General features: G+C 45.9%; 21 protein-coding genes. 13 read left to right on the top strand and 8 right to left on the bottom strand.

What is annotated here, in order from left to right:
* The first annotated feature begins 96 nt into the window (after positions 1 to 96).
* The 13 genes from CEF13_RS01575 to CEF13_RS01635 all read left to right on the top strand — a co-directional run bounded on the left by CEF13_RS01575 (position 97) and on the right by CEF13_RS01635 (position 14,066).
* Positions 97 to 1,707 (top strand): ABC transporter substrate-binding protein, encoded by a 1,611-nt coding sequence (locus CEF13_RS01575; protein WP_102709108.1) that lies wholly within the window; start codon positions 97 to 99, stop codon positions 1,705 to 1,707.
* A gap of 69 nt (positions 1,708 to 1,776) precedes the next feature.
* Positions 1,777 to 2,727: an ABC transporter permease gene (locus CEF13_RS01580; RefSeq protein ID WP_102709109.1), complete on the top strand. Its 951-nt coding sequence runs from the start codon at positions 1,777 to 1,779 to the stop codon at positions 2,725 to 2,727.
* Between the two features lie 4 nt (positions 2,728 to 2,731).
* Complete coding sequence (locus tag CEF13_RS01585) at positions 2,732 to 3,577, top strand: ABC transporter permease (RefSeq protein ID WP_102709110.1); 846 nt, start codon at positions 2,732 to 2,734, stop codon at positions 3,575 to 3,577.
* Positions 3,578 to 3,619: 42 nt separating this feature from the next.
* Positions 3,620 to 4,606: an ABC transporter ATP-binding protein gene (locus tag CEF13_RS01590; protein ID WP_102709111.1), complete on the top strand. Its 987-nt coding sequence runs from the start codon at positions 3,620 to 3,622 to the stop codon at positions 4,604 to 4,606.
* On the top strand, positions 4,599 to 5,528 hold the full coding sequence (locus tag CEF13_RS01595) for an ABC transporter ATP-binding protein (RefSeq protein ID WP_244917032.1): 930 nt from the start codon (positions 4,599 to 4,601) through the stop codon (positions 5,526 to 5,528). Before CEF13_RS01590 ends, CEF13_RS01595 begins: the two co-directional genes overlap by 8 nt.
* Before the next feature lie 51 nt (positions 5,529 to 5,579).
* A complete protein-coding gene (locus CEF13_RS01600; protein WP_102709113.1) occupies positions 5,580 to 6,026 on the top strand; it encodes a hypothetical protein in 447 nt (148 codons plus the stop codon).
* A gap of 334 nt (positions 6,027 to 6,360) precedes the next feature.
* Positions 6,361 to 6,906, top strand: coding sequence for a 50S ribosomal protein L25 (locus CEF13_RS01605; RefSeq protein ID WP_102709114.1), 546 nt, complete (start codon positions 6,361 to 6,363; stop codon positions 6,904 to 6,906).
* 187 nt (positions 6,907 to 7,093) lie between these two features.
* The gene (locus tag CEF13_RS01610) at positions 7,094 to 8,092 is read left to right on the top strand and encodes a LacI family DNA-binding transcriptional regulator (RefSeq protein ID WP_102709115.1); all 999 of its coding nucleotides are present in this window, start codon (positions 7,094 to 7,096) and stop codon (positions 8,090 to 8,092) included.
* A 292-nt stretch (positions 8,093 to 8,384) separates the two neighbouring features.
* Positions 8,385 to 9,338, top strand: coding sequence for a carbohydrate ABC transporter permease (locus CEF13_RS01615; RefSeq protein WP_341806368.1), 954 nt, complete (start codon positions 8,385 to 8,387; stop codon positions 9,336 to 9,338).
* Entirely contained in the window at positions 9,335 to 10,216 is an 882-nt protein-coding gene (locus CEF13_RS01620) for a carbohydrate ABC transporter permease (RefSeq protein ID WP_102709116.1), read from the top strand. The genes CEF13_RS01615 and CEF13_RS01620 overlap by 4 nt, the downstream gene beginning before the upstream one ends.
* A 56-nt stretch (positions 10,217 to 10,272) precedes the next feature.
* Positions 10,273 to 11,637 (top strand): ABC transporter substrate-binding protein, encoded by a 1,365-nt coding sequence (locus CEF13_RS01625; RefSeq protein WP_243864692.1) that lies wholly within the window; start codon positions 10,273 to 10,275, stop codon positions 11,635 to 11,637.
* A gap of 92 nt (positions 11,638 to 11,729) precedes the next feature.
* On the top strand, positions 11,730 to 12,704 hold the full coding sequence (locus CEF13_RS01630) for an N-acetylglucosamine kinase (protein WP_102716146.1): 975 nt from the start codon (positions 11,730 to 11,732) through the stop codon (positions 12,702 to 12,704).
* Between the two features lie 54 nt (positions 12,705 to 12,758).
* Entirely contained in the window at positions 12,759 to 14,066 is a 1,308-nt protein-coding gene (locus tag CEF13_RS01635) for a 6-phospho-beta-glucosidase (protein WP_102709117.1), read from the top strand.
* Positions 14,067 to 14,176: 110 nt separating this feature from the next.
* Here CEF13_RS01635 and CEF13_RS01640 read toward each other — a convergent pair whose 3' ends face one another.
* The 8 genes from CEF13_RS01640 to CEF13_RS01675 form a co-directional block, all read right to left on the bottom strand.
* On the bottom strand, positions 14,177 to 15,619 hold the full coding sequence (locus CEF13_RS01640; RefSeq protein WP_102709118.1) for an extracellular solute-binding protein: 1,443 nt from the start codon (positions 15,617 to 15,619) through the stop codon (positions 14,177 to 14,179).
* Between the two features lie 45 nt (positions 15,620 to 15,664).
* Entirely contained in the window at positions 15,665 to 16,699 is a 1,035-nt protein-coding gene (locus CEF13_RS01645) for an alpha/beta hydrolase (RefSeq protein WP_102709119.1), read from the bottom strand.
* 4 nt (positions 16,700 to 16,703) lie between these two features.
* Positions 16,704 to 18,509, bottom strand: a complete 1,806-nt coding sequence (locus CEF13_RS01650; protein WP_102709120.1) for an NHL repeat-containing protein — start codon at positions 18,507 to 18,509, stop codon at positions 16,704 to 16,706.
* A 23-nt stretch (positions 18,510 to 18,532) separates the two neighbouring features.
* Positions 18,533 to 19,771 carry a DegT/DnrJ/EryC1/StrS family aminotransferase gene (locus tag CEF13_RS01655; protein WP_102709121.1) on the bottom strand — a complete coding sequence of 413 codons (1,239 nt, stop codon included), beginning with the start codon at positions 19,769 to 19,771 and terminating at the stop codon, positions 18,533 to 18,535.
* A 20-nt stretch (positions 19,772 to 19,791) separates the two neighbouring features.
* Positions 19,792 to 21,477, bottom strand: a complete 1,686-nt coding sequence (locus CEF13_RS01660; protein WP_102709122.1) for a polysaccharide deacetylase family protein — start codon at positions 21,475 to 21,477, stop codon at positions 19,792 to 19,794.
* A gap of 81 nt (positions 21,478 to 21,558) precedes the next feature.
* Positions 21,559 to 23,163 carry a type 2 periplasmic-binding domain-containing protein gene (locus tag CEF13_RS01665; RefSeq protein WP_102709123.1) on the bottom strand — a complete coding sequence of 535 codons (1,605 nt, stop codon included), beginning with the start codon at positions 23,161 to 23,163 and terminating at the stop codon, positions 21,559 to 21,561.
* A gap of 71 nt (positions 23,164 to 23,234) precedes the next feature.
* Positions 23,235 to 24,113, bottom strand: coding sequence for a carbohydrate ABC transporter permease (locus CEF13_RS01670; RefSeq protein WP_102709124.1), 879 nt, complete (start codon positions 24,111 to 24,113; stop codon positions 23,235 to 23,237).
* 42 nt (positions 24,114 to 24,155) lie between these two features.
* On the bottom strand, positions 24,156 to 25,037 hold the full coding sequence (locus CEF13_RS01675) for an ABC transporter permease (RefSeq protein WP_102716147.1): 882 nt from the start codon (positions 25,035 to 25,037) through the stop codon (positions 24,156 to 24,158).
* Positions 25,038 to 25,253 lie beyond the last annotated feature (216 nt).

Genomic DNA, 25,253 nt, shown 5'->3' on the forward strand with positions numbered 1-25,253 from the left:
GCATGGTAAATTTTGATATTGAAATTCCAAGTAAACCGATGTACTATTACATGATATTAAATGAGGATGTTAAAGAGAAAGATGGAGGGTACAACTATGATTAGACGTAAAAGCATGTTTGGAATCGCAGCCGTATTGTTATTAACCTTGTTGGTTAGTGCTTGCTCTGGAAATAATGCAGGAACAGCACCGACACCAGGTTCATCTAATGCTCCAACAAATGAATCACAGCCGAAAGAGGGCGGCAGCTTAATTATCGCGGTTGGCGCAGATCCAGTCATTCTGAATCCGAACTATGCCGGTGACCGTGTTAGCTTGACGATTGATCAAGCCTTATATGCTCCGTTATTCCAAGTGAACAATGGTGAGAAAACATTCTATCTTGCAGAGAGCCTAGAGCCATCTGAGGATAATCTGACTTATACATTAAAGCTGAAAAGCGGTTTGACATGGCATGACGGCGAGAAGCTGACAGCGGATGACGTCGTATTTACAATTGATAAAATTCTCGACGAGAAGCAGAACAGCTTCCTGAGAGGCAACTTTACTATCGGCGGCAAGCCGATCCAAGCTGTCAAAGTTGACGATCTGACGGTTGAGTTCAAGCTTCCGCAAGTAAGTCCAGCTTTCGAGGCTACGCTGGTTCAAGTATCTCCCATTCCGAAGCATATCTTCGAGAATGAAGCAGACCTTGAGAAGAGCACGAAGAACAAAGCGCCGATCGGCTCTGGAGCTTTCAAGTTCAAAGAGTACAAAACAGGCGAATATGTAACACTTGAAAGATTTGATGGTTATGTCGGTGGTAAACCTTACCTAGATTCTATCACATACAGGATTGCAAAGGATACTAATTCAGCGAATCTAGCGCTTCAGAACGGCGAGATTAATGTTAAATATGTAGATCCGCAAGATGTGGGTACGATCCAAGCGTCCAACAAGTTCGAAATCCTGCCTTATAGTGAAGGCCGATTATCTTATCTACTATTCAATCATAATAGTGATACGGGAGTATTGGGCAAGAAAGAAGTAAGACAAGCTCTATCTTACGCGCTTAACCGCGATGAGCTTATCCAAGTCGCTTACACTTCGAATGAATATGCAGATCCTGCGAAGTCAATTCTCGCCCCGGATGCATTATTCCAGACGAATGACTTGGTTTCCTTTGATAACGATGCAGCTAAAGCGAAGGAGCTTCTGGAAGCTGCCGGGGTTAAAGGATTGAAGCTTCGTTTCATCGTATCGAGCGGCAATAAAGCACAAGAATCGATCTCCCTTTACGTTCAGCAGAAGCTGAAAGCTGTCGGGGTTGATGTTGAGATCAAAGCAATGGACGCTTCCGCTTATGGTGAGAAGTTCACTAATCCGAAGGCAACCGATTATGAGCTGGCTGCTGCAGGTTATATCATGGGCTACGATCCGGATGCTTACAGTATTCTGTTTACGTCGGACGGAGATGCTAACTATTCTCATTATAGCAACAAAGAAGTAGATGAGCTCTTCAAGCAAGGTGCTAGTGAAGCAGATACGGCCAAGCGTGGAGACATCTATAAGAAGCTTCAAGAAATCGCTGCTGAAGATGCACCGGTTTATCCAATTGCTTACACAAAAACAATTGTAGCTGTTGATAAGAAATACGGCGGCCTGGAAGAAGCAGTACTGAAACCGGTCGTTATTTTTGAAGACTTATCCAAAATCTACCTGAAATAAGGACGGCGGAAAATAAGCTGGTATATTCAGCTTATTTTTTTGTCCGAATACGGCTAGGAGAATAGACGCATGAGACAGCTCATCATAAGAAGATTGCTGCAAACGATCCCGATGCTGATCTTCGTATCGATTGCTTGCTTCGCAATGGTCAAGTTAGCGCCGGGAGATCCTGTGCTCTCCTTCGTCACTCCGAACATGCATGCGGAGGATATTGAACGGATCCGGCATAATCTAGGCTTGGATAAGCCTGCGTATGTGCAATACTTAATATGGATCAAAGAGATTCTTTCCGGGAATCTCGGTTATTCGCTTATTAACCACCAGCCTGTGCTTGATCAAATTGTTGAGCGGCTGCCAGCAACAGCAGGCCTCATGGGCGTGTCCATTGGATTAGCATTTCTATTGGCCATACCTCTTGGACTCATTGCAGGAGCGAATCGGAACCGCTGGGTTGATAAGCTGATCAACCTGTTTTCCTATATCGGAATTTCGGTTCCTCTGTTCTGGCTTGCTATGCTGCTTATGTATTTCTTCTCCGTTAAGCTGCATTGGCTGCCAAGCATGGGGATGCGTACAATCGGAATTCATTCGGTTTTTGATGTTATTAAACACGGAATTCTTCCTTGCTTCGTACTTGCTTTTGGTTTTCTTGCCGTCTATGTCAGATATATTCGATCAAGCACGATCGGCCAGCTGAAGGAAGATTATGTGCAAATTCAGTATGCTTTCGGGTCAACGAAGCGAACGGTTCTGTTCCGGCATGTTCTTAAGCATGTGCTTTTGCCTGTTATAACGCTGCTCGGAATGTCCTTGGCAGATTTAGTGACAGGTGCAATCGTCACGGAAACCGTGTTCTCTTGGCCGGGAATTGGATCACTTGGCATGACTGCTGTCAGAGGAATGGATTACCCCGTTATTATGGGAATTACACTTTTCTCCTCTGTTATGCTGATCGTTGGCAATCTCGTGGCAGACATTCTTTACGGCATAGCAGATCCGAGAATCAAAACGAGGGGGTGATCATATGAATCGGAGCAAATGGCGAAGCGTTGGGCATGAGCTGTTCACGAACGGTCTCGGTATCGCAGGCCTTGTTATTATAGTCGTTTTCTCACTAGCGGCGGCATTAGCATTCCTATCTCCGCAGGATCCAAATGCGCTGAATGTTATGGAACGGCTTAAACTGCCTAGTGCAGCGCATTGGTTTGGAACGGATGATTACGGAAGAGATTATTTCACGAGAGCTTTGTACGGCGGACGAGTGTCGCTTATGGTAGGGTTCGCTTCCATGATTCTAGCGACCGGCATCGGCGTTGTGGTCGGAGTTGTCAGCGGCTATTTCGGCGGATTTATTGATAATCTGCTCATGCGTTTTCTTGAGATTGTCATGTCGATTCCGTCCTTTCTGATTCTTTTGCTGCTCAGCGTGTTTCTTAAGCCTAGTGTAGGCAATATTATTGTGATCATCTCCCTCTTGATGTGGATGAGCATTGCAAGAATCATAAGGGCGGAGACAATGAGCATTAAAGAGCGTGAATATGTACTGTATGCGCAAGCATCAGGCCAGAATGCTTTCGGAATTATCGGCAAGCATATTGTCCCGAACCTGATCCCCGTCATTATCGTGGGTGCAACGAACAACATTGCCTCCGCTATCATGATGGAATCATCCCTCAGTTTTCTTGGATTCGGCGTGCAGGCTCCTAATGCAACTTGGGGCAGCATGCTTAATAATGCCCAAGGTTATATCGCGCAAGCGCCATACCTGGCTTTATTTCCCGGCTTATTCATTTTACTGACGGTTCTTAGCTTTAACGTGCTTGGCGATATATTGCGAGTCGGGTTCGAGCCTAAGCTGATAAAAAGATAAACCATCGGATAACGGAAGCTGCGCAAAGGAGTGAATGATAACATGACAGAACGGTTGCTTACCGTAGATAGCTTAAAGGTTTCCTTCGATACAAGGGCTGGGGAGAATCAAGCTGTTCGCGGCGTAAGCTTTCATATAGATGAAGGTGAAACATTAGGTATTGTCGGCGAGTCGGGAAGCGGCAAGAGTGTGACTGCGAAGGCGCTTCTCGGCTTGATTTCTCCGCCGGGTAAAGTGATCGGGGGAGAAATTCTCTATCACGGCGAGAGCTTAACGGGCTTATCCGAGAAGCAGTGGCGGAGCATTCGGGGCAATCGGATTGCTATGGTGTTTCAGGATCCGATGACCGCGCTGAATCCCGTCAAGAAAATCGGAGCGCAAATGACGGAAGTCATAGCCAGACATCGTGGATTAAAAAAAGCAGAGGCGCTAAAAGAAGCGATTCGGATGCTGAGCGAGGTTGGCATCAATGAGCCTGAGCGAAGGGTCGAGCAATATCCGCATGAATTTAGCGGCGGCATGAGGCAGCGCGTTATGATTGCAATGGCGCTCTCCTGCCAGCCGGAGCTTCTGCTGGCGGATGAGCCGACGACAGCAATTGATGTTACGATACAAGCCCAGATACTCGACCTTCTTAAAGAGCTTAAGGATAAATCCCGGATGTCTGTTGTCCTCATCACGCATGACCTGGGTGTCGTCGCACAAGTGTGCACCCGTGTAATTGTTATGTATGGCGGAATGGTCATGGAAGAGGGTCTTGTAGATGATATCTTCTTCCGCCCAGGACATCCGTATACGCAGGGGCTGCTTCGCTCACTTCCGAAGCGTGACGGCGGATCTCGTGAGCGGCTGGTGCCGATCGAAGGGTCGCCGCCGGATCTCATTAATCCGCCTCCAGGCTGCCCGTTTATTGAGCGCTGCCCGCATGCTTTCGGGAAATGCGTTGAGCGGCCGCCGTTGTTCGAGCTGGGCAACGGACAACGTGCGATGTGCTGGCTCTTGGATAAGGAGGCGAAGACGGGTGAGTAACACGGAATCCAATATTCTCGTGGACGTGCGGAATTTGAAGAAATATTTCACCAAGGGCAAGAACGTTTGGGGACGCAGCACGCAGGTTCTGAAGGCGGTAGATGGCGTTAGCTTTCAAATTCGCCAAGGAGAAACGTTCGGCTTGGTAGGGGAGTCGGGAAGCGGAAAGTCGACGATAGGGCGCTGCTTGATCCGTCTCTACGACTATACCGATGGCGAGGTTTACTTTGACGGCCATGATCTTTCCAAGCTGAATGAGAAGCAGCTGAAACCGTTCCGCAGCCGCATCCAAACGATTTTCCAAGATCCGTATTCCTCTTTAAATCCGGGTATGAATGTGCTTGAGCTCATCAGTGAGCCGATGAATATACATGGCGTTTATAAGGGTGATGAACGTATAGATGCAGTGGCAGCCCTGCTCGACAGGGTTGGCTTGAAACGGGATCACTTGTATAGATATCCGCATGAATTTAGCGGTGGACAACGGCAGCGCATTTCAATTGCCAGAGCGTTGTCCGTCAATCCGGAATTCGTAGTTTGCGATGAACCAATCTCAGCGCTGGATGTGTCAGTGCAGGCGCAGGTGGTAAATATGCTGGAGGATTTACAGAAGGAATTCGGGCTTACGTACCTTTTTATTGCCCATGATCTATCGATGGTTAGACATATCTCTGATCGAATCGGCGTTATGTATGGCGGTCGTCTCGTAGAGGTGGCAGATAGCGATGAATTGTATGAGAATCCGCTGCACCCCTATACAAGGGCACTTCTATCAGCTATTCCTGTCCCGGATCCAAGGGCAATTAGCCGGAGGGTCCCGCTTGAGAAAGCTCCAGCTTTCAATGCGGCTGAATATGACAAGGGAGCAGGCGATTCCGGGCTGTATGAGGTTAGCCCAGGACATTTTGTTGCCAAGTATTAAGATGCGAGCATTAATAGATTTGGACAAAAGCAAAGGAGCGTGGACTGGCTCATGGACATATCGAATCAGGCGAAGTTATCGCAATGGGAAGCTTTAATGCTGGAATCCTTACGTGCTTATGGCTTTACGAATGAGGAATTGATACGCCGAGTGGGAGCGGGAGAGCTGCCGGTAGACGAAAGCGAATTCCACTTTGATTATGCTGCGCTCACTGCATTTGCCGAGGAGCAGTCGGACATCTTCGAAGCAGCGGTGACGCAAGGCTATCAGATCAAATACAATACGGTTCGAGGAATCCGAAGCTGGATTCTGGTTCGGTTCGGCAAGGAGCCTGAGCTGTTGCTGGAGGAAGGACATGAAGCGGTGCGCGCGGCGTTAACTTCGCTGCAGAAGGATGAGCTGACGTCTGCATTGTCCTACGGCTGGGCTGTACTTGAGGAACAGCCGGCTTCTGACGGTGAAGCAGGCTTGTTCCGAATAGAGCCCATTCAGCGCTAGTGAAATGCTTTCAGATCAGCGGCAATACTGGATTTATACAGTATTGCCGCTATTTTTGTTGGGTTTGAACAGCTTCCGCTACTCAATTGACTGATTAATTCGACAATAGTATGTTTCTATGATATGGTGTATGGAACCTATGGGCATTCCACTCTTTCAGAGCGGGGTGCCTTCGCGTATATTTACGAGGTTAAATTACATTAAATGTCTTATGCCGAGTCGGCAGGACATGGAGGTGGTGATGCTATGTTTCTTTTTGTATCCCCGTTATGGGGAGATCCAGCGACTAGTTATACAACGCAAAGATCGATAAATGAAGAGGAGCGAGTAGAACATGACGACATGTTTGCAAGCGGAGCAACGTATACATTTAAACCCATCTGGACTTCGGAACCTGCGTAAGGCAGGACGCGTTCCAGGCATTGTGTTCGGCAAAAACACGGAGAACGAAATGATCCACATTTCCAATATTGAATTTCAGAGATGGCTAAAGCAAGGAGCCTCCGGCTTTATCGAATTACAGCTTGAAGGAAAAGCTCCTTTATCTGTACTGCTTGAGGATCTGCAGCGAGACCCGGTAACACGAGATTTGCTGCATATTGATTTCCAGCAAGTGCAGACCAATGAAGTTGTACTGACGAAGATTCCGGTGAAGTTCAAAGGTACGCCGATCGGCACAAAGGTTGGCGGAATTGTGCAAATTCAAAGTTCCTTTATTGAAGTTGAGGCGTTGCCGAGACACTTGCCGACTACGATTGAATATGACATAAGCCGTATGGATATTGGTGAATCCTTGCTTGTGAAGGATGTAGAGCTGCCTTCGGAAGTAACGGTTATATCTGGAGAAAACGAGCTTCTCGTATCTGTTGTGAAGCCTTAATTACTTATAGAATAGCCTGATCTTATGCAAACACCTAACTCAAAAACGTCACACTTGCAGCACTCCTGCAGGTATGGCGTTTTTGTTTATTTAAATTCGGATAGAGCAGAAGTGACATCTTATGTGAAATCTTACCGTAAATATGGTATGTTAATGATAAATTGTGTTTAACAGGAGCGGTTCGTTAATGAAAGTTAGTATTTTCGACGTTGCCAAGAAATCGGGCTTGTCGGTCGTGACGGTATCCAGGGTACTTAATAATTCGGCATCCGTACGCCAGAAAAACAAGGAAAAAGTTTTGCAGGCTATGAAGGACCTGGATTATCATCCAAATGCTTCAGCACGAAGCCTTGCAAGCGGCAAAACCGGCATTATCGGACTGACGCTGACCACATTGCACGATACTGTTCTTGACGCTGTAGTGAAAGAGATTAACGATTCCTTAGCGGAGCAAGGTTATTTTCTAGCGCTATCGATCTCACAAGGAGACGAGGATTCATTCAACCGTTCCATGTTTCAAGAGGATCGTGTGGATGGCGTTATTCTGCTGTCTCCAATTGATGCAGATATCTATGTAATGGAGCTTAAGAAAAGAAAGATTCCTTTTGTTATTCTTGATAATCAGCAGCGCAATCCGTCTGTCCCCTCTGTAATGGTCAATAATTACAAAGGCGGTTATGATGCAACAAAGCATCTAATCGACCTTGGACATACCGATATTGCTCATATTAGTGGCCCTTATTCGTTTTTGAGCAGTAGGGAACGGGAGAGAGGTTATTTATCCGCTCTTGAGGAGGCAGGGCTGAAGCCATTCCATATGGAGCAGGGAGAGTTCGATATTCCCTCTGGCTACAGCATCGCTAGACGCTGGATTGAATCCGGCCAGCTGCCTACTGCGGTGTTCGCCGCTGATGACTTTATGGCGCTTGGCGTGATGGATGCCTTTAAGAATGAGAAAATCCGCATTCCGCAGGATGTTTCCATTATCGGATTCGATGACCAGATTTATGCGGAGCAATTTCAACCGGCATTGACAACGATTCGTCTTCCATTTGAGAAAATAGGGCGGCAGGGCGTTGATATTTTGTTGAAATTAATCAAGGACCCTACCAAACGCAATGTGACCATGGAATTTGATCCGCAACTGATTGTGAGGGAATCCACAGCAGCTCCTCGTCTAAATTAAACCATACGATAGACTGAAATAGAGTTGTTATAAAAAAAGGGTGTTCGGAACTTCTGCTGATGCAGCAATTCCGAGTACCCTTTTTTTATCATTGGCCAGGTGGAACGGACTTCTATTATCGTAAAAAACGATGCTTGCGCATCGACTGGATTTATTATACAATCTTTTTAAAGTTTAAACGCTTTAACTTTAATAAAATAAGGGATATAGGTTTAATCTCTTGTTTGCCAGTAGTCCTTGTTCGAATATATAAAGGAAAACCTACATTAAAAGTTAAAGGGGTTAAACATTTTTGCGAGGATTATTTCTATTAGAGAAATGGCTTGAAAACGCAGAGGGGGCGGTTTTACTGAAGCTCAGCAAAGGACAAAGGCGCGAAAGCAGGTATTTCTACTTTTTTATTTCGCCCTGGATTATTGGCTTTATCATATTCGCGCTTTATCCAGTAGGGGCATCACTTTACTACAGCTTCACGGATTATGATATTATCCATGCTCCCGTTTTCGTTGGAATGGATAATTTCAAAGAGCTGTTCCATGATGATCAGTTTTGGAATTCCATTGTCGTAACGCTTAAATACACCTTTATTAGCGTTCCGATTACATTGTTCCTGTCTCTCATCTTCGCCATCCTGATTAATCAGAAAGTTCCTTTTAGCGGATTTTTTCGTACAGCGATGTACTTTCCGAGTATGATCTCTGGCGTATCTATGGCGCTGCTTTGGTTCTGGGTGTTTAATCCGCAGGCGGGGCTGTTCAACTACGGACTATCTTTATTCGGAATTGATCCCATTCACTGGTTTTTGGATGAGAAATACGCATTATGGGCTTTGATTATTATGTCGTTCTGGGGATTAGGCGGAGGGATGCTTATCTTTCTCGCAGGGCTGCAAGGTGTGCCGGCCCATCTATTGGAGGCAGCAAGGCTGGATGGTGCGGGACGATGGAAAACGTTCTGGAACGTCACTTTTCCGATGATTTCACCGGTATTTCTATTTCAGCTTATTATTGGCGTCATTGAGTCGTTTCAGGTGTTTACGCAGGCTTATACCATTACACGAGGCGGACCCAGCTATTCAACTTGGTTTTATGTATACAACATTTATATTAATGCGTTCAAAAACTTCCGCTATGGCTATGCGTCTGCCATGGCTTGGATACTGCTAATTGCTGTATTGTTCATCACTTACCTGATCATGAGAGCGTCGAAACGTTACGTTTACTATGAAGGGGGGCAGAACCGATGAGAGAAGCAGCACTTAAAGAGAGTGCAAATGAAGTACGTAGAATGAGAAAGTGGAAGCTATCGCAAATCATCGGGTTTGTGATCCTGCTCCTCGTTACGATAACGATGCTGTCTCCGGTTTGGTTTATGGTAACAACCTCTCTGAAGACGACCAAAGAGATGCTTGTGTTTCCCCCGACGCTCATTCCGAAAGTATTCGCTTGGGGAAATTTCAGTGAATTATTCACGAATACAGACATTAAGTTTGGCCAGCAGTATAGGAACAGCCTAATTGTTTCGATATTTACAGTAATCGGGACAATTATATCTTCTTCGTTTGTGGCGTTTGGCTTTGCCAGATATCAGGCGAGAAGCAGCAGTTTTCTGTTCATGCTAGTGCTCAGTACTTTAATGCTGCCGTATCCAGCGATTATGATTCCTCAGTTCCTTCTATTTATGAATCTGGGACTTCATGATTCTTTACTGCCGCTTATTCTTCCATCCTTTTTCGGATCTGCGTACATGATTTTCTTGTTAAAGCAATTTTTCTCTACGCTGCCCGATGAGCTTTATAACGCTGGCAGAATAGATGGCTGCAGTGAATTTAGACTGTATTGGAACCTAACGCTTCCTTTGGCGGGCCCGGCGCTTGCGACTGTTGCCATTTTCTCTTTTATTTGGAGCTGGAATGATCTGCTCACTCCTGTTCTGTACTTGGATTCTCAGGAAAATTTCACCCTTCCTGTGGGGATGGCTGCCATGCTGTCATCCAAGTTTCGCTTAGCTCCCTGGAATCTTTTAATGGCCGCATCGATTCTTTCCGTACTACCGATCATGCTGCTGTTTGCGGTAGCGCAGAAGAGATTTGTTGAAGGAATAGTTCTTACAGGAATTAAATAGCGAAGGACTTATATTTAATCCATTTATCCATCAAAACTAAGGGGGAAATTTGAACAATGAACAAGAAGTGGATGTCTATTACGGTTAGCTTGGTTCTCGTATTTACTTTATTGGCTACAGCATGCTCAAACAAAGAAAAAAATAGCGGCGGCAGTACAGCTAAAGAAGGCGGGAAAGGAGAACAAGTGACGATTACGCATTACACCATTGACTCACCCGATAGAACCTTCGTTGAGAAGTTGATTCCTGATTTCGAAGCTAAGCATCCCAATATTAAGGTTAAAGTAACGAAAGCGCCTTATGAGCAGTTTGATTCCAAGCTGCAATCCTCCATTGCGGCCAAGAACGCTCCCGATGTGACATCTCACTGGGGATACGGCGGTTTCATGGAGTATTACAACAAAGAGATGCTGCTCGATCTGACACCTTACTTAGATGGCTTCAGCGGATCGGATTACAACATACCTGAGGACGTCATGAACATCTACAAGGTCGACGGCAAAACATACGGTATTCCGCTTAACAGTTATGTAACCGTCATGCTGTATAACAAGGATCTCTTCGACAAGGCTGGTCTTTCCTATCCTCCAACGGACTATGAGGACAAAAGCTGGACGTTCGACAAAATGGTAGAATACGCGCAAAAAATGACGGTGGATTCCAAAAATCTGGAGGAAGCACAGTACGGGGTAGATTTCGGATTCGGTGAGCGCGATCAACGTCCGCAATACTTCGGAGCCCATGTATATTCCGATGATACATGGAGCAATGGCGGCAAGCCTTCAGAAATTAATCTAACGAAGCTTGAAGTCGTGGATGCTTACAAAACGATTTACGGTCTCATCTATGATAAGAAGATTTCTCCGACTCCGGCGTTCTCTCAGACGGTATCCGGTCAATATGGCGACCCGTTCCTATCCGGTAAAATCGGCATGTCCGTTGTAGGCTCTTGGAGCCTGGCAGCTGCTGCGGATTTCAGCTTTAACGTTGGCGTAGCCGCGGTACCTTATAACCCGAACGGGGATGTAAGAAGCGTACTGTATGTTGATCCGTTATTCGTCTTGAAAGATTCCAAGCATCCGAAGGAAGCAATGGAGTGGATCAAGTACCTGATTACAACTGAAATTCAAGAGAAATCGATTGAGCTGAGCGGGGGCAATCCTCCGGTGAACCAAGCTGCTGCGGAGAAATACTACAATAATTTCGAGGGTATTGAGCCGAAAGGCATTCAGCAAGTGTTCGATGGCGCTTATAAATACGGATTTGAATCCTATAATCATCTCATTTCCAACTACTCGCAAATCAATGAATTGTTTATCAACGAGCTCGCAGGTGTCGAGAACGGAGATAAACAGGTGGAGAATGTGCTTCCTGATATAGAAAAGAAGCTCAAGGACCTTCTTGCAAGAGTGAATAAGTAATATCCCTGGAGGGGCGCACCTTGCTGCTCCCCTCCTTTGGATATCCACTTCATCAAGACTATGACAAACACGCAATTATGGGAGTGAATCTGTTGAACTATTATTTAGGCGTAGACGGTGGCGGCAGCAAGACCTATACGCTGATCACTGATGAACACGGCAATATCGTTGGTAAAGGGAATAGTGGGAACGGCAATCATCAAATCAATTACGAAGAAGCAAAAGGCAATATTAGAGAATCTGTTCAGATGGCATTGGATCAAGCAGGCCTTAAGCAAAGTGAGATTCATTACGCTTATTTCGGATTAGCTGGCGCGGACCGAGAAGTAGACTACCGCATCTTGAGACCGATGATTGCACAATTGGGATTCCCCAACCATGATATCAACTGCGACACAGCCATTGCTCTGCGGGCTGGAACCGATCAGCCTTACGGAGTTGTACTGATCTGTGGAACGGGCACGAACAGCGCAGGAGTTAGCCCTCGGAAAGCATTTTTCCAGTGCGGAGGCTTCTCCTATTCCTTCGGTGATTTTGGTGGCGGAGGAGATCTGTGCATTGAAGCATTTCGTTCTGTTATTCGAGCATGGGACGGACGCGAGAAGCCGACTTTACTGACCAATCTCTTGCTGCAGGATCTGGGCTATGAAAGCGTACCAGACATGTTCGAGGATTTTCTGGATAGCCATAAAGCACCACCGCTTCGCACAGTGAAATTGTTGTTTCAGGCTGCGGCTCAGGGGGATGAGGTTGCTGCTGCTATTTTGCGTATGCAGGGCGAGGAGCTGGGCAAGTCGGCCCGTGCTGTCATCAAGCGTCTGGGCATGGAGGGTGATCAGTTTAATGTTGTGCTGGCCGGCAGTGTTCTGACAAGAGGGGAAGCACGCTTTATTCATCCTTACATCGAAGAGGCGGTTAAAGAGTGCGCACCTGGCGCATCGCTGGTTAAGCTTGAAGTTGAACCCGTTATTGGGGCATTGTGGCTGGCTTTCGAAGCTGGGGGAGCTAAGCTTCCGCGTGAGGTATACGACCGTCTTCGTTCTATATCCGATTATAGCTTAGTTTAAAATGGCAATCATGGGGTTAGCATAATTTATCAATGGGAAGGAAGTTGGCACAGAATGACGGTACCCGAAGGCTTGAAAATAGCAGTCATTGGTGGCGGTTCATCGTATACACCGGAAATTGTAGAAGGCTTTATTCGAAAATATGAGCAGCTCCCTGTAAAGGAGCTATGGCTGGTTGATATTGAGGAAGGCAAGCATAAGCTTGAAATTGTTGGGGAGTTAGCGAAGCGAATGGTTGTCAAATCAGGGCTTCCCATAGAAGTGCATTTAACCTTGGATCGACGTAAAGCGATTGAAGGCGCCGATTTTATTACAACTCAGATGAGAGTTGGATTACTTGAGGCGCGCAAATGGGATGAGCATATACCGAATATGCATGGTGTAATTGGGCAAGAAACGACAGGTCCAGGAGGAATGATGAAGGCTCTTCGCACGATTCCGGTCCTTCTTGATATTTGCAAGGATATAGAAGAATTAAGCCCGAACGCATGGCTTTTGAATTTTACAAATCCAGCGGGTATGGTGACGGAAGCGATTCATCGTTATTCGAAAGTCAAAAGCATTGGACTTTGCAATGCGCCAATCGGGTTGCAGAAATGGTTAAGTGAAAAATATGAAACACCGTCGAACCATATTTATACGGAATTCGTTGGGTTAAACCATTTGCACTGGGTCACCCGTATAGATGTAGCAGGGGTGGATAAGCTGCCTGAGCTATTAGATAAGCGGGAAGAGTATTCAGGCAAGAATGTTCCTGCAACGGAGTGGGATCCGGAATTCCTCAATGGTTTAGGCGGCCTTCCCTCCTATTACTTGAAGTATTTTTATATGACTGATGCCATGCTCGCAGAGCAATTAGACTCTTTGAAAGCAAGTGGAACCCGCGCGGATGTGGTGAAAAGAGTGGAGGACGAATTATTTCAACTATATAAGGATCCTAATTTGCAGGAAAAGCCGAAGCAGCTGGAGCAGCGGGGCGGTGCGTATTATTCAGAGGCAGCGGTTAATCTTATGGATTCACTGTACAACGATAAGCGCGATATTCAAACGCTAAACGTGTCCAATGATGGCATTCTCGACTTTCTTCCGCGGGACGCCAGCATTGAGGTGAATTGTGTCGTCACGGGCAATGGGCCCATTCCGCTACCGGTTAAGCGAGTGCCTGAAGGCGTGAAAGGCTTGATTCATGCGGTCAAAATTTATGAAAGACTCACGATTGAAGCAGCAATCACGGGTGACAGAAGCGTGGCGCTTCAAGCGATGGCGAGCCATCCGTTGGTTCCTTCTGTTCAAGTGGCCAAGACACTCCTGGGCGAAATGCTGGAGCGGAACAAGCCGTTTTTACCAGCATTTTATAAATAAGAGCTTAGGCGCCGCTTGTATAAAGCGGTGCTTTTTTTATATAGAAGAAAGGCTTTAATAATCTACAGCTGTAGATTATTAAAGCCTTTCGCAGCACCTAGTAGTATATATTATTGGGGCAATAGAGCTTCCGAATTCCGCTTCTCATTAATTCCTTGTGCGATGCGCTGACAGGCATCCTGAGGGTTCTCGATATTCGTCCACATCAGCTGCATTTCGTCGGTCATCATATCGATTTCGGTTTTCGATAATTGAAGCTCTAATATGGGCTGAGCATAGGGCATGATCTCTTTAAATACATTATAGTTTTGGGGATGAATTTGCGGATTCAACAAGGAATCGTCTTCCGCAATTTGCCTGCGTGCCGGAATGGTACAGCCGCGTTTTTTGAGAAGCGTCTGTGCTTCTTCTCCAACCATATAATCAACAAAGCTTTGTGCCAGCTTTTGCCGTGCGCTATTCTTATTGATGCCAAGCCCTCCGCCAAGCAGCAGGGTTCCCTCTGATTTCTGCTTCGGTACAGGGCGTACATTCCACTGGATAGAGCTTCCTCTGAATTCATTCATAAAGTAATAGGTGCTTAAGATCATCGCAACCCGTTCTTTGACAAACAGCGTTTCGGCCAAAAACTCACTGCCGTGTGAATAAATCGGAGACACCTGCTCCTTGTACATCAAGTCCAAACAAAATTGCAAGGCTTCCACCGTATTGGGATTATCGATATTGCAATGATTGTCAGCAGACACTAGACTTCCTTTATTCTGAAGCATAAAGACTGGCCAGCGATGTGGGGAGGAGGAGAAGCAGAAGCCATAATGGTCAATGCGGTCATCTCCGTCAAGGTCCATGGTGCATTTCTTCGCTGTATGAAGCAATGCCTCCCAATCTTGAATCGTGTCCGCTTCCTTAATGCCAGCAAGCTCAAATAAGTTCTCATTGTAACAAATAACGACGGGAGAGAACAGGAATGGCGTCATCATTTGCTGCCCTTTGTGCTCGAATAACTGGAATACTTTCGGGTAGCTGTCTTCTTCAGGCAGCATGCTCTGTGAAAGATAAGGATGCAGCAGATGTGTTTTTTGAAGGTCCAATAGATGACGGAATTGACTGTCTGAAACCATAAATACATCAGGGCCATCGCCGTTTTCAATGAGCTGAGTTAACGTCTCTATATAACCGGACTCGGGAATAATGGTAAGCTCCACATTAGCGAACGGCTGAGAGGCCTCGTATGCGCTGATGATCTCACGAACAATATCGATCTCGTAGGAGGTGGAGAACCACGCCAGCTTGATCGTTTCCCTCGTTGCAAGACCATTCTGGGGAGCTATAACCCGGTTTCCTTTGCCGGATATTTTCTCAATTAAGCCTTCATCAACAAGCTCAGCGAGAACTTTACGTATAGAAACACGACTAAGCTTATATTGCTCGCTTAGCGTGTTCTCAGGGAGGATGAATTCATTTGGTTTGATTTTGCCGCTTAGTATTTCTCCGCGGAGATCATCTTTAAAGGTCTGATAACGAATCATGAAATCATCTCTTCTTATTAACACAATCAACCCGCTCCTATACTTTGTATCAACTTCAATTACTTCTTATTATATACTATCTTCTTTCATCAACCAACGATCTAAAAACGTATAGCTCAACAAGCGTATATGCTCAGGGAAATCATGTCCGTCATTGCCTAGCAATGAAATATAGCATTCGGGGCTGCCTAGCCATTGATACAAATGATTGATATCTTTGGAGGCAAATGCCGCTGCTTGCCAGTTCGGGAAAATAGAATCGTTCTGAGTAAACCAATTCAATAAAGGCCTTGGCGCGACCAAAGACATAATTTCATGAAACTCGAACGGCACTTCATCTTCATTCATATCATGAGTCAGCTTCGGAATATGGGAGAACCAATCGCGTTGTCCCCAGCGATTCGGTGTTGGGTCACCCATGAATGGACAAAAACCGCAGCTGGACACGACCGCTTTAATTCTGTCATCTACTGCAGCCAAGAAATAAGCGTTATAGGCGCCAAGTGAATGCCCGATCGCACCAATTCTATCCGCGTCAACATAGGGGAGTGTAAGCAGCAGCTCAATCCCCTGCTGATGGTCATGAATCATTTTGCCAACAGCTGTAGATTCGGGGAATTGTGCATAGAAAGGAGCTGTTTGAAAGGCTTCTGCACCTGAATATATGCGTTCTCCCGCCGTAATCGTATCCGGAGCCAGTACAACATAGCCTCTGGAGACTAGCTCCATTGCATATTTGCGGTTGGCTCGTCCCTCATTCGTTGCAATATCCCCTTTTCCGTTCTTATCGGTTGGATGGAGAGCAAGCATCGCCGGATGAAGCTTTCCCTGTGGATTGGCTTGTAAACCCGGAACGAGCAAATAGGCATAGGCACGGTCCCCAAATCCCGTTTCATAGGATAAATGAATTCGAGTATGGTCGGCTTCGAGCTGCTCAGAATGAACCGTATAGACAGGGGGGACAGGTTGGGGAATCCATCCCAGCTGCTGCCGCCACCCGGCTGCAAGTTCTTCTCTCTTGTCATTCCATTGCTTTCGTTCTTGAATGCCTTCCAGTAGATGAGGGAAGTTTTGTTCTGTTAATTGTGATAGCTTATAGCCCATACGCTCACTCCTTCCTCATAGAGTAACTCCATAAATGTGTGGATATAGCAAAAAACAATTCGCGATTCCATTCGGCGAAGCCTGCTGTAATGGAATGAGGCGGAGTGGCGATCCGCTCGGGCCGCAAGCTGCTTAAAGGAATTTTGAAAACAGCTTCACTCATCACGCCGTATATGCATTGTTCCTCTGTGCAGAGCTGCCAGCCGTGCCGCACGATAGACCCCCACGCTGACAAATCCATCTCATAAATGATCGAGTCGCTGACAGGGTCCCAAACCAAGTAATGGCTGCATGAGGACAAAACATGAATCCTTCCGCTTGGATCGATCAGCAGCAAAGCGTATTCTCGAATCCCTATGCGGGGCTGCCAGCTCTTTAAGACGGTCTGGTTTTGCCAATCGTATATATAGAGGTACGCGGACTCGGATTTCGGATCAGCGCCACCTGGCGTTTCAACGCTCGTTCCAGCTATTAGCATGCCATCATACATTTCTGCCAGTGCAACTGTGCTTTGCTCCGGTATGAGCTTCGTATGCGGAATAAGCTGATCATGGCCGGAATGGAGGTGATAGATGCACAGCCCGCCGCCTACCATGCCGTATCCCGGGAAACCGCCATACACAATATGCATTCCATCCCGTAAGGCAGCTGCGCATCTCGGACGATGGATTTCAATATGCTCCGTGACGCATACAGGATTGCGCTGCTGTGCTTCGTCCAATTGAATAGGCTTCATTAGATCAAATAGGTGAAGCCTTCCCCCGGGATAAGCAGCTCCAGCCAAAATGCTTCCTTGTATTGCATAGGCAGCAATATTGCCGCCAGCACCGTGCTGAATAATGGTTGGTCCTTCATTATTAAGTGTTTGATTATGAAGATTATAGCTGTAAAAGTGCAAGGGATGATTAGATGTACCGTAAATATGCCCATCGGGTGCCAGAGCGATGGGAGAGAGTGTCGCTCCTTCTGATTGATAACGCAGCTTAATGGTTTTCAACTGTTTGGACAGCCTATGCTCCATAACGAGCTCGCGCTGGGATAAGCTGTGGCTGACAACCCTCCACTCACCGGGAAGCTGACGATGGAATATGCCGAAGCTGGTACCGGTATATAACGAAGCGGGTAGCTCATTATCCTTCAGCTTTTCGATTGTGCTGCCTCGTTCAACTCTTGCCCATTGCTCTCCAAGCAGGGCATAAACTTGACCAGAGGGTGCTTGTATAACCTGCCCGTGGCCAATTGTGCGCATCTCATCCTCTATTAGCGATTGACGATCTCCGCTTTCAGGATGGAAGGCAATAATATTTTTTTTAGTCGTGCCCATTCCTATATAGACCCAGCCATAAGCATCCGCTGCCATATGGGAGGGATATTTTTGCTCGGAGTCCATACTTCCGAAGGAAGTAATATCGCGCTCAATCGGTCGATAGCGATAAAGACGGCTTTCTGGATAGGAGGCCATGAAGATATGCCCTTGTTCGTTCTCGGCATAGCTAAACCCGCAAAGCTCATCCTCGCTGCCAATCTCAATAGTCTCAATGTAGGCGAGCTGGAAGGGATCGAATGCATAGAACATCGTACCAGCCCCAACATAGAATGTACCGCTTCGGCTGCTGAACGAATCGTATGGATATTCAGAATGCTGCATGGGGAAGAAAAGCTGCCGGCAGCTCCCTGTGACGGGGTCTATTACGAGCAAGAAGCCTTTCGCTGCAATGACCACGCGACAATCGCCGGCAGCATTCGTGCAGATCGCTGCGGTTCTAGATTCCACTGCATCTACCGGTATGCCTAAATCAGTAAAGCTCAACCGGGATTCCTCCCTCTATTTATCTATTTTTGATAATACAATATAACTTTTCGAATGGCCGTAATCGTTTCCTCTATATCCTGATCGGTAAAAAACTCATTGATCGGCACTTGCACAGCTGTTTGCAGAATCGCTTCTGCCTGCGGGCAGCTGCCTCTCTCATAGTTTACCTCAGACAAATCAAAAGGGAAGTGGCTGTCTAAATAAGCTTGCTTATGCTGGAACATCGGCTGCATATATACAACATCAGGGATATAGCCCATTCTATTTGTTATCCCTTCTGCGCTAAGGGCAGTACAGAACTGTTCGCGGCTGCAGGTGAGCTTCTCTTCATTCAACCGAAACATGTAGAACCAATACGTACATTTGCTATCGGCAGGTATCTGCATGGTGCTAAGCGCGGGCAAGTCTTGAAGCCCCAAATTCATTGCACTGCCTAATTGATTTCTTCTTTCACACAGGTTATGCAGCTTCTTCAGCTGTGCAATGCCTACCGCGCCCTGCAGCTCGGTCATGCGGTAATTAGGCGCTAAGCTGCTCGGAGCTCGATTGAGGTCTGTACCCATACGTTTATAGTTTTTGTCTGCAAAAGCATGTGTACGGTAATAATCTTCTTCCTGGCCTGAATTTACGGTAACTATGCCGCCATCACCGGTGGAGATATGCTTGAAATCATTGGTACTGAAGCATCCGTAGTCTCCGAATGTTCCTACAAGCTTGCCCTTGTATTCTGTTAGATAGGCTTGTGCGCAATCCTCAATGACCTTCAGCTTATATTTATGGGCAATGGCCATAATGGCATCCATATCGCAAGGGTTGCCAGCTAAATGCACCACGACGATAGCTTTCGTTCTAGGTGTAATGCGTGATTCAATCGATTCCGGATTCAAGTTATAAGAGTATAGATCAAGGTCGGCAAATACAGGTATCGCATTCTGATACAGAATGCCGATCACGGTACCTTGATCCGTAATCGGGCTCGTAATAACCTCATCGCCTACCGTTACTCCAGCAGCGCCTAAAGCGACATGAATGGCTGCCGTGCCGGATGATGTTGCCACACTGTATGGAATGCCATACATTTCATTAAAATCGGATAGAAATTTTTTTACTTTGTTTCCGAAATGATAGAATAGTGTATTTTGCTCCAATGCTTCTAGCAGCTCTTTGGCTTCTTCTATTCCAAAACGTTTTCCAGTCCCGAATGGCGTATTTTTCGTTTTCTCGCCGCCATGTATGGCGAGCGTGCCGGTGTGATTCAAAGCGCTTCACCTCGTTTATGTCATTTAATAATCGTTTTGGTACAGCGAATGCCATACTTTATATGCACATCTGCTCCGTTAATCGCTTCATTTGCGAGTAGAGGAGTCCAGATAACAGCTTTGCTGATCTTATTAGGATTGCTGTGCATAACGCAGCCGTTTGCGTCAATGCCTTCTATGCGCAGCTGACGCTTTGCTCGAACCCATTCATTAATCTGGCTGCCCGTCCAGAATACAAAGCCTTCTCGCTTGGCTTCTTGGATGACCTTGACAATCGCGTTGCGTACATTAGGCTGCCGCAAAATATGAACCTGATGGAAGAGGAAATGCGCCACACCAGAAACCTTCTTCACGCCCTCTAGGAACGGGGTTATGACACTGGTATCGGCTAAGGTGCTGTGGTCGAGATCCTGTGTAAGAAAGCCGATTTCCAGTACGGAATACATTCGGTTCTGCTGATCGGACCAGGCGATTGGGAAATAAGGATGGCAGGTTCCGAATATAAATCCAATATTTCCTTTTTTGCTTGGTCCTCTTGTTTGGTCGGAAGCAACTCCATAGTCCTCACACCACTGGAATAGTTCTCCCCAGCCCTCGAACCGTGTATAGTGATTTTTATTGGAAGCGGCATGAGAGGAACCGGTATCTGCTTTGAACCATTCTAGCTGTCTAGCAAATTCTTCTTCGGACCATATGCCGTTATCCTGCTGCAAGGCATTATAATGAAGGGCCAACTCATGGCCGTCTTCCTTGATTTTTGTATAAATAGGCTGGGAATACCCCGGCTCAATCATGCACCAGGTGCTTTGGACATTATGCTCCTTTAAGACCTGTAGTGTTATTTCTGCAGATTCATCAATGTTAAAATCACTGTCATGCGAGATCATGGCAATTTGCTCAATGCCGTCCGGCCAATAATCGACAAAAGGCAGTATTAGCCCTTGCTCAGCAGTGACATGGAGCAAATGGCCGGCGAAAGCTTGCTTCCATAGGTCAGCGTAAGGGTGGGCAAAATAAGCCATGCCCGTTTCGGTCGTTAGCCGGTCATATTCCCAGTCCTGCTGAATATCATCATCAGCCTTCAGAATCCAATCATCTACAGCAGCGCTGCCGTCGGGCGCCGGCCATCCGTCTGTTACGATCGGGCTTTTGCCTTGCTGCAGCCTGACAATCACAGCTGGAATATCAACGGACCAGCGCTCCAAACGCCCTTTGCCGATGCGGAAGCTTTGCAGTACAGAGCCGCAATGGTTCCCGTCCGGCTTATCTTGATGAACTAAACCGATTTGCTCACTATCATCCTCGGCGGTTATCTTCACCCATGGACGAATATCGAAGCAGCGAATTGCTGTATCGTTATACCATGAGGTTTGCAGCTGCGCATAACCTATCGCGATTTCTCTCATTGGCTTGCAGCCCAATTTAGCTGCGAAAGCAGTAAAGCCGGCGAAAGAAATGACAATACCGCCACGCTCCATGAATTTCCACAGCGTATCCACATCTGCTTGGCGCTCGCTTGGCAAAGCTGCAATAACAACATCAACCTCATCAAATTGGATAGGTTCGTCATGATTAAGCAAGGTATACGTAAATCCCGAATGAGCTAACATTTCTCCGACATAATGTTGAAAGATGTTAACGCCGTGACGGTGTCTAAGCTGCTCCGCTTCTTTATCTATCCAAACTCCTATTCGAGCCATATTCATTACTTTCACAACCTTTAGTTAGATGATAAAAAATATGTTGGGCTAAACGAAAGCCCAACATATTTTCCGCATGTTTCCTGTTTACTTCCAAACACGCTCCGTATATCCACGTGCTTTAATTTCTGCGTTGTATTCCTCAATAATTTTTTTGCCGCCGCGGTCCATGTATTCCTTAACTAACGCATCCCAATCCGAGATAGGACGGTTTCCTGCAATCATCTTCGTCTGCTCGTTCAGGAGCAGTTGTGTTAATTCTGCGCCTAGCTCCGTTTCAGTTGGTGAGATAATCCCTACATGAGGCGGGTAGTACAGCTTGTATTTTTTGTTAATATCTACGAGCTGCTGTGTCGCATCAACCAGTTTAGGCTCTGTATAGGCAAGAGGGAATTCAGCGTCATCACTGGCAGAAACCCAGCTAGTGCTGTCAATAAAGTACAAGAATGGCTCTGTACCGCTGCCTGGTTCTGTCATAGGAACACGAACCTTATTCTCATCAAGCGTATAGCCGACGCCTTCATTGCCATAGAACCAGTCAAAGTCTTTATTATCTGCCGAGTTTTTGGAGGCTTGATAATATTGACGGGAGAATCCGTGAATTTCCAGCATTTTGCGAACCTTGTCTGGTTGATCAGCCAGCTTGGCATTTAGTGTAAGAAATCTGGAGAAGCCTGTTCCAGCAGCGAAGCCTTTCGATTGATCTGGCGCTTCGAATGGCTCTAGAACGACAAACTCAGCCTTCGGATCAATCTCAAGCAATGCTTTCATGTAATCCTGTGACATGCCACGAGGAGCGATGAGGAACACGCCGGCTTTGCTGGAATAGAATTCATTATTGGTATCAGCCCAGTTAACTACTGCAAAATCATTTGTTATTGCTTTTTCTTTATAAAGATCACTGAAAAATTGGATAAGGTCTTTTCTTCCCTCAGAGATTAGCCCAGGGATATAGTTGCCGTCGGCATCCTGGTGATACCAGGTATCATGCTGCCAATATGGGCCCATTGCGAACGTTGGGTTAATATTTTGTCCGATGGCAAGACCATACGTATCCTTCTTATTGTTTTTATCTGGATCGTCATTCGTGAAGGCAATCGCAACCTTCTTAAGCTCTTCATAGCTTGTAGGTACCGGAAGGTTCAAGTTGTCGAGCCAATCTTTACGTACCATAAAGGATTGTGATTCTACTGGTGACCAGGTTGGAATGCCGTAAATTTTACCGTCAACCGTGAACGGCAGCCAAAGCTCTTCAGGAATTTCCTTTAAATAATCGAACTCCTGGATGTAATCGTTTAGCGGCAAAAATGCTTTTTGCATAGCCCAACGGTTGAATAGATCAATGTTGGCAGAACGGAAGCTGATTTGATCCGGCATATTGCCGCCAGCAACCATAGCTGTTACTTTCTCAATAAAGTTATCATTCGGTACTTTTTCGGCAAAATAATCCACATTAAACTTTTCATTCAGCATTTTCTGACCGCGTCCATCTTTGGGAGGCGGATTTCCAAAAATATACGTTACACCGGTAATTTTGTAGGTTTCTTCAGGCTTTTCTGTTGCAGGTGCAGTAGTAGAGCTATTTGTCGGGCTTTTGGTCTCAGCTGGTGTAGGTGCTTCGTTCTTGGAACATGCAGTTGTGAAAACGAAGAGCAGGATAATGGATAATAGGATTGATTTTCTGAAATTCATGGAATTGACCCCTCCAATAATTTGGAATTAACTCAAATCATTTAAATCGCAGTTCATTTGCTTTCATTTACCTAGCCCTTTACTGAACCGATCATCACCCCCTTGGCAAAATGCTTTTGCAGAAACGGATATACGAGCAGGATGGGCAGCGTTGCTACTAGAATGGCTGCCATCTGAATCGTTACAGGCGGTGGCGGGTTTTCCAGCTGCAGCATCACGTCCGCCCCTAATGTAGATGTTGCCTCGTTCATAATGACGATTTGCCTTAGAACAACCTGAATGGGCCACTTGGCTGCGTCATTGAGGTAGAGTATCCCTTCGAAATATTTGTTCCAGTGGCCTACGGCGTAGAACAATCCGAATGTTGCGAGAGCGGGCTTCGACAATGGCAAAATAATGGACCAGAATGATCGGAGCTCATTAGCTCCATCCATTAAGGCAGCTTCGTTAAGCTCATTAGGGATGCTAAGGAAAAATTGCCTGATGACAATCAAGTTGAAGGAGCTGATTGCACTAGGAATGATTAAGGCCCAAATGGAATTCATCAGACCGGTAGCTTTTACAACCAGATAGACAGGAATCATACCGGCGTTAAAGAGAATGGTGAATACGACCAGCAGCAATATCCATTTCTGGCCCAATACATTACGCGTTAGTCCGTATGCCATCGTTGCGGTCAGAATTAAACTAACAGCCGTGCCGAGCACTGTAATATACATCGTTACAAAGATTGAGCGTATAAAATGATTGGAAGCAAAGATCGCTTTGTAGGAATCCACGGCCCAGTGCGTCGGCCAAAGAATGAAATCCTTAAGCAGCACATCCTGCAAGGACGAGAATGAAACTGAAAATATGTGTATGAAAGGAAGCAGCATCAAGCCTGCAATGATGGTTAAGAAAATGACATTCAGCACATCAAATGTTCTATTCAGAAAAGTTTTTTTATACATTTATGAATCCGCCTTCTTCCCAGTCCAATATCGTTAGAAACATCAATATAAGCCATCTTCGCCGAAGCGTTTTGCCATTCGGTTAGCTGCTACAACAAGAACTAAGCCAACCAACCCTTTGAACATTCCAACTGCTGTCGCAAAGCTGATATTGCCTTGCTGAATACCTTTGAAATAAACGAAAGTATCGAGAACGTTCCCGGTATCCATGTTGAATGGATTCAGCATGAGAAAGACTTGTTCAAACCCCGTATCCATAACGCTGCCGAGTCGTAAAATAAATAAAATAATAATAACGCTGCGAATAGCTGGCAAGGTGACATGCCACAGCTGTCTCCAACGGGATGCGCCGTCAATAACCGCAGCTTCGTATAACTGAGGATTCACGCCGGCTAATGCGGCTAAGAAAATAATGGTCCCCCATCCAGCTTCCTTCCAAATGGATTGGATGATAAGTAATGGTTTAAAAAAGACGGGATCAGTCAGGAATGGAATCGCTTCCAAGCCAAAGTTAGAAAGAACCGAATTGATTAATCCTTCCCCCCGCGTAAATACGATGAAAATTCCTACTACAACAACCCAAGACAGAAAGTGGGGCAAATAAATCATCGATTGAATCAATCGCTTATAGGCTTCATTGCGCATTTCATTCAACATGAGTGCCAATATAATAGACACGGGAAAAGCAACAAAAATTTGCAGTAATGATATTTGAATGGTGTTCATGAGCACCCGAAGGACCTCTTCGTTATCGAACATGCGTGAAAAGTGCTTGAAGCCAACCCAATCGCTTCCAGAAAAACCGACGAACGGATTATAATCTTGGAAGGCAACGATCAAACCCGCCATGGGTATATAACGATAGATGATAAAATATAAAATACCTGGAAGCAGTAATAAATAAATATATCGCTCCCTCTTCATTCTGTTCAGCAATTTAGCCACGATAGCCCCACCTCATAATACCTGTATTTTACCTGTATATATTTAAAATTAACCTATAACGGTTCGAGTGTCAATCACCAAAACATATTTTTCTCTAACCGGAAATTTTAGTCTTGACTAGATTAATATTCATATGTATACATGTAATATACACGTATACATAAAAAATAAATGTATATGATTAAAAGCAGGAGG

Source organism: Paenibacillus castaneae, assembly GCF_002884445.1.
Classification (GTDB): Bacteria; Bacillota; Bacilli; order Paenibacillales; family Paenibacillaceae; genus Pristimantibacillus; species Pristimantibacillus castaneae.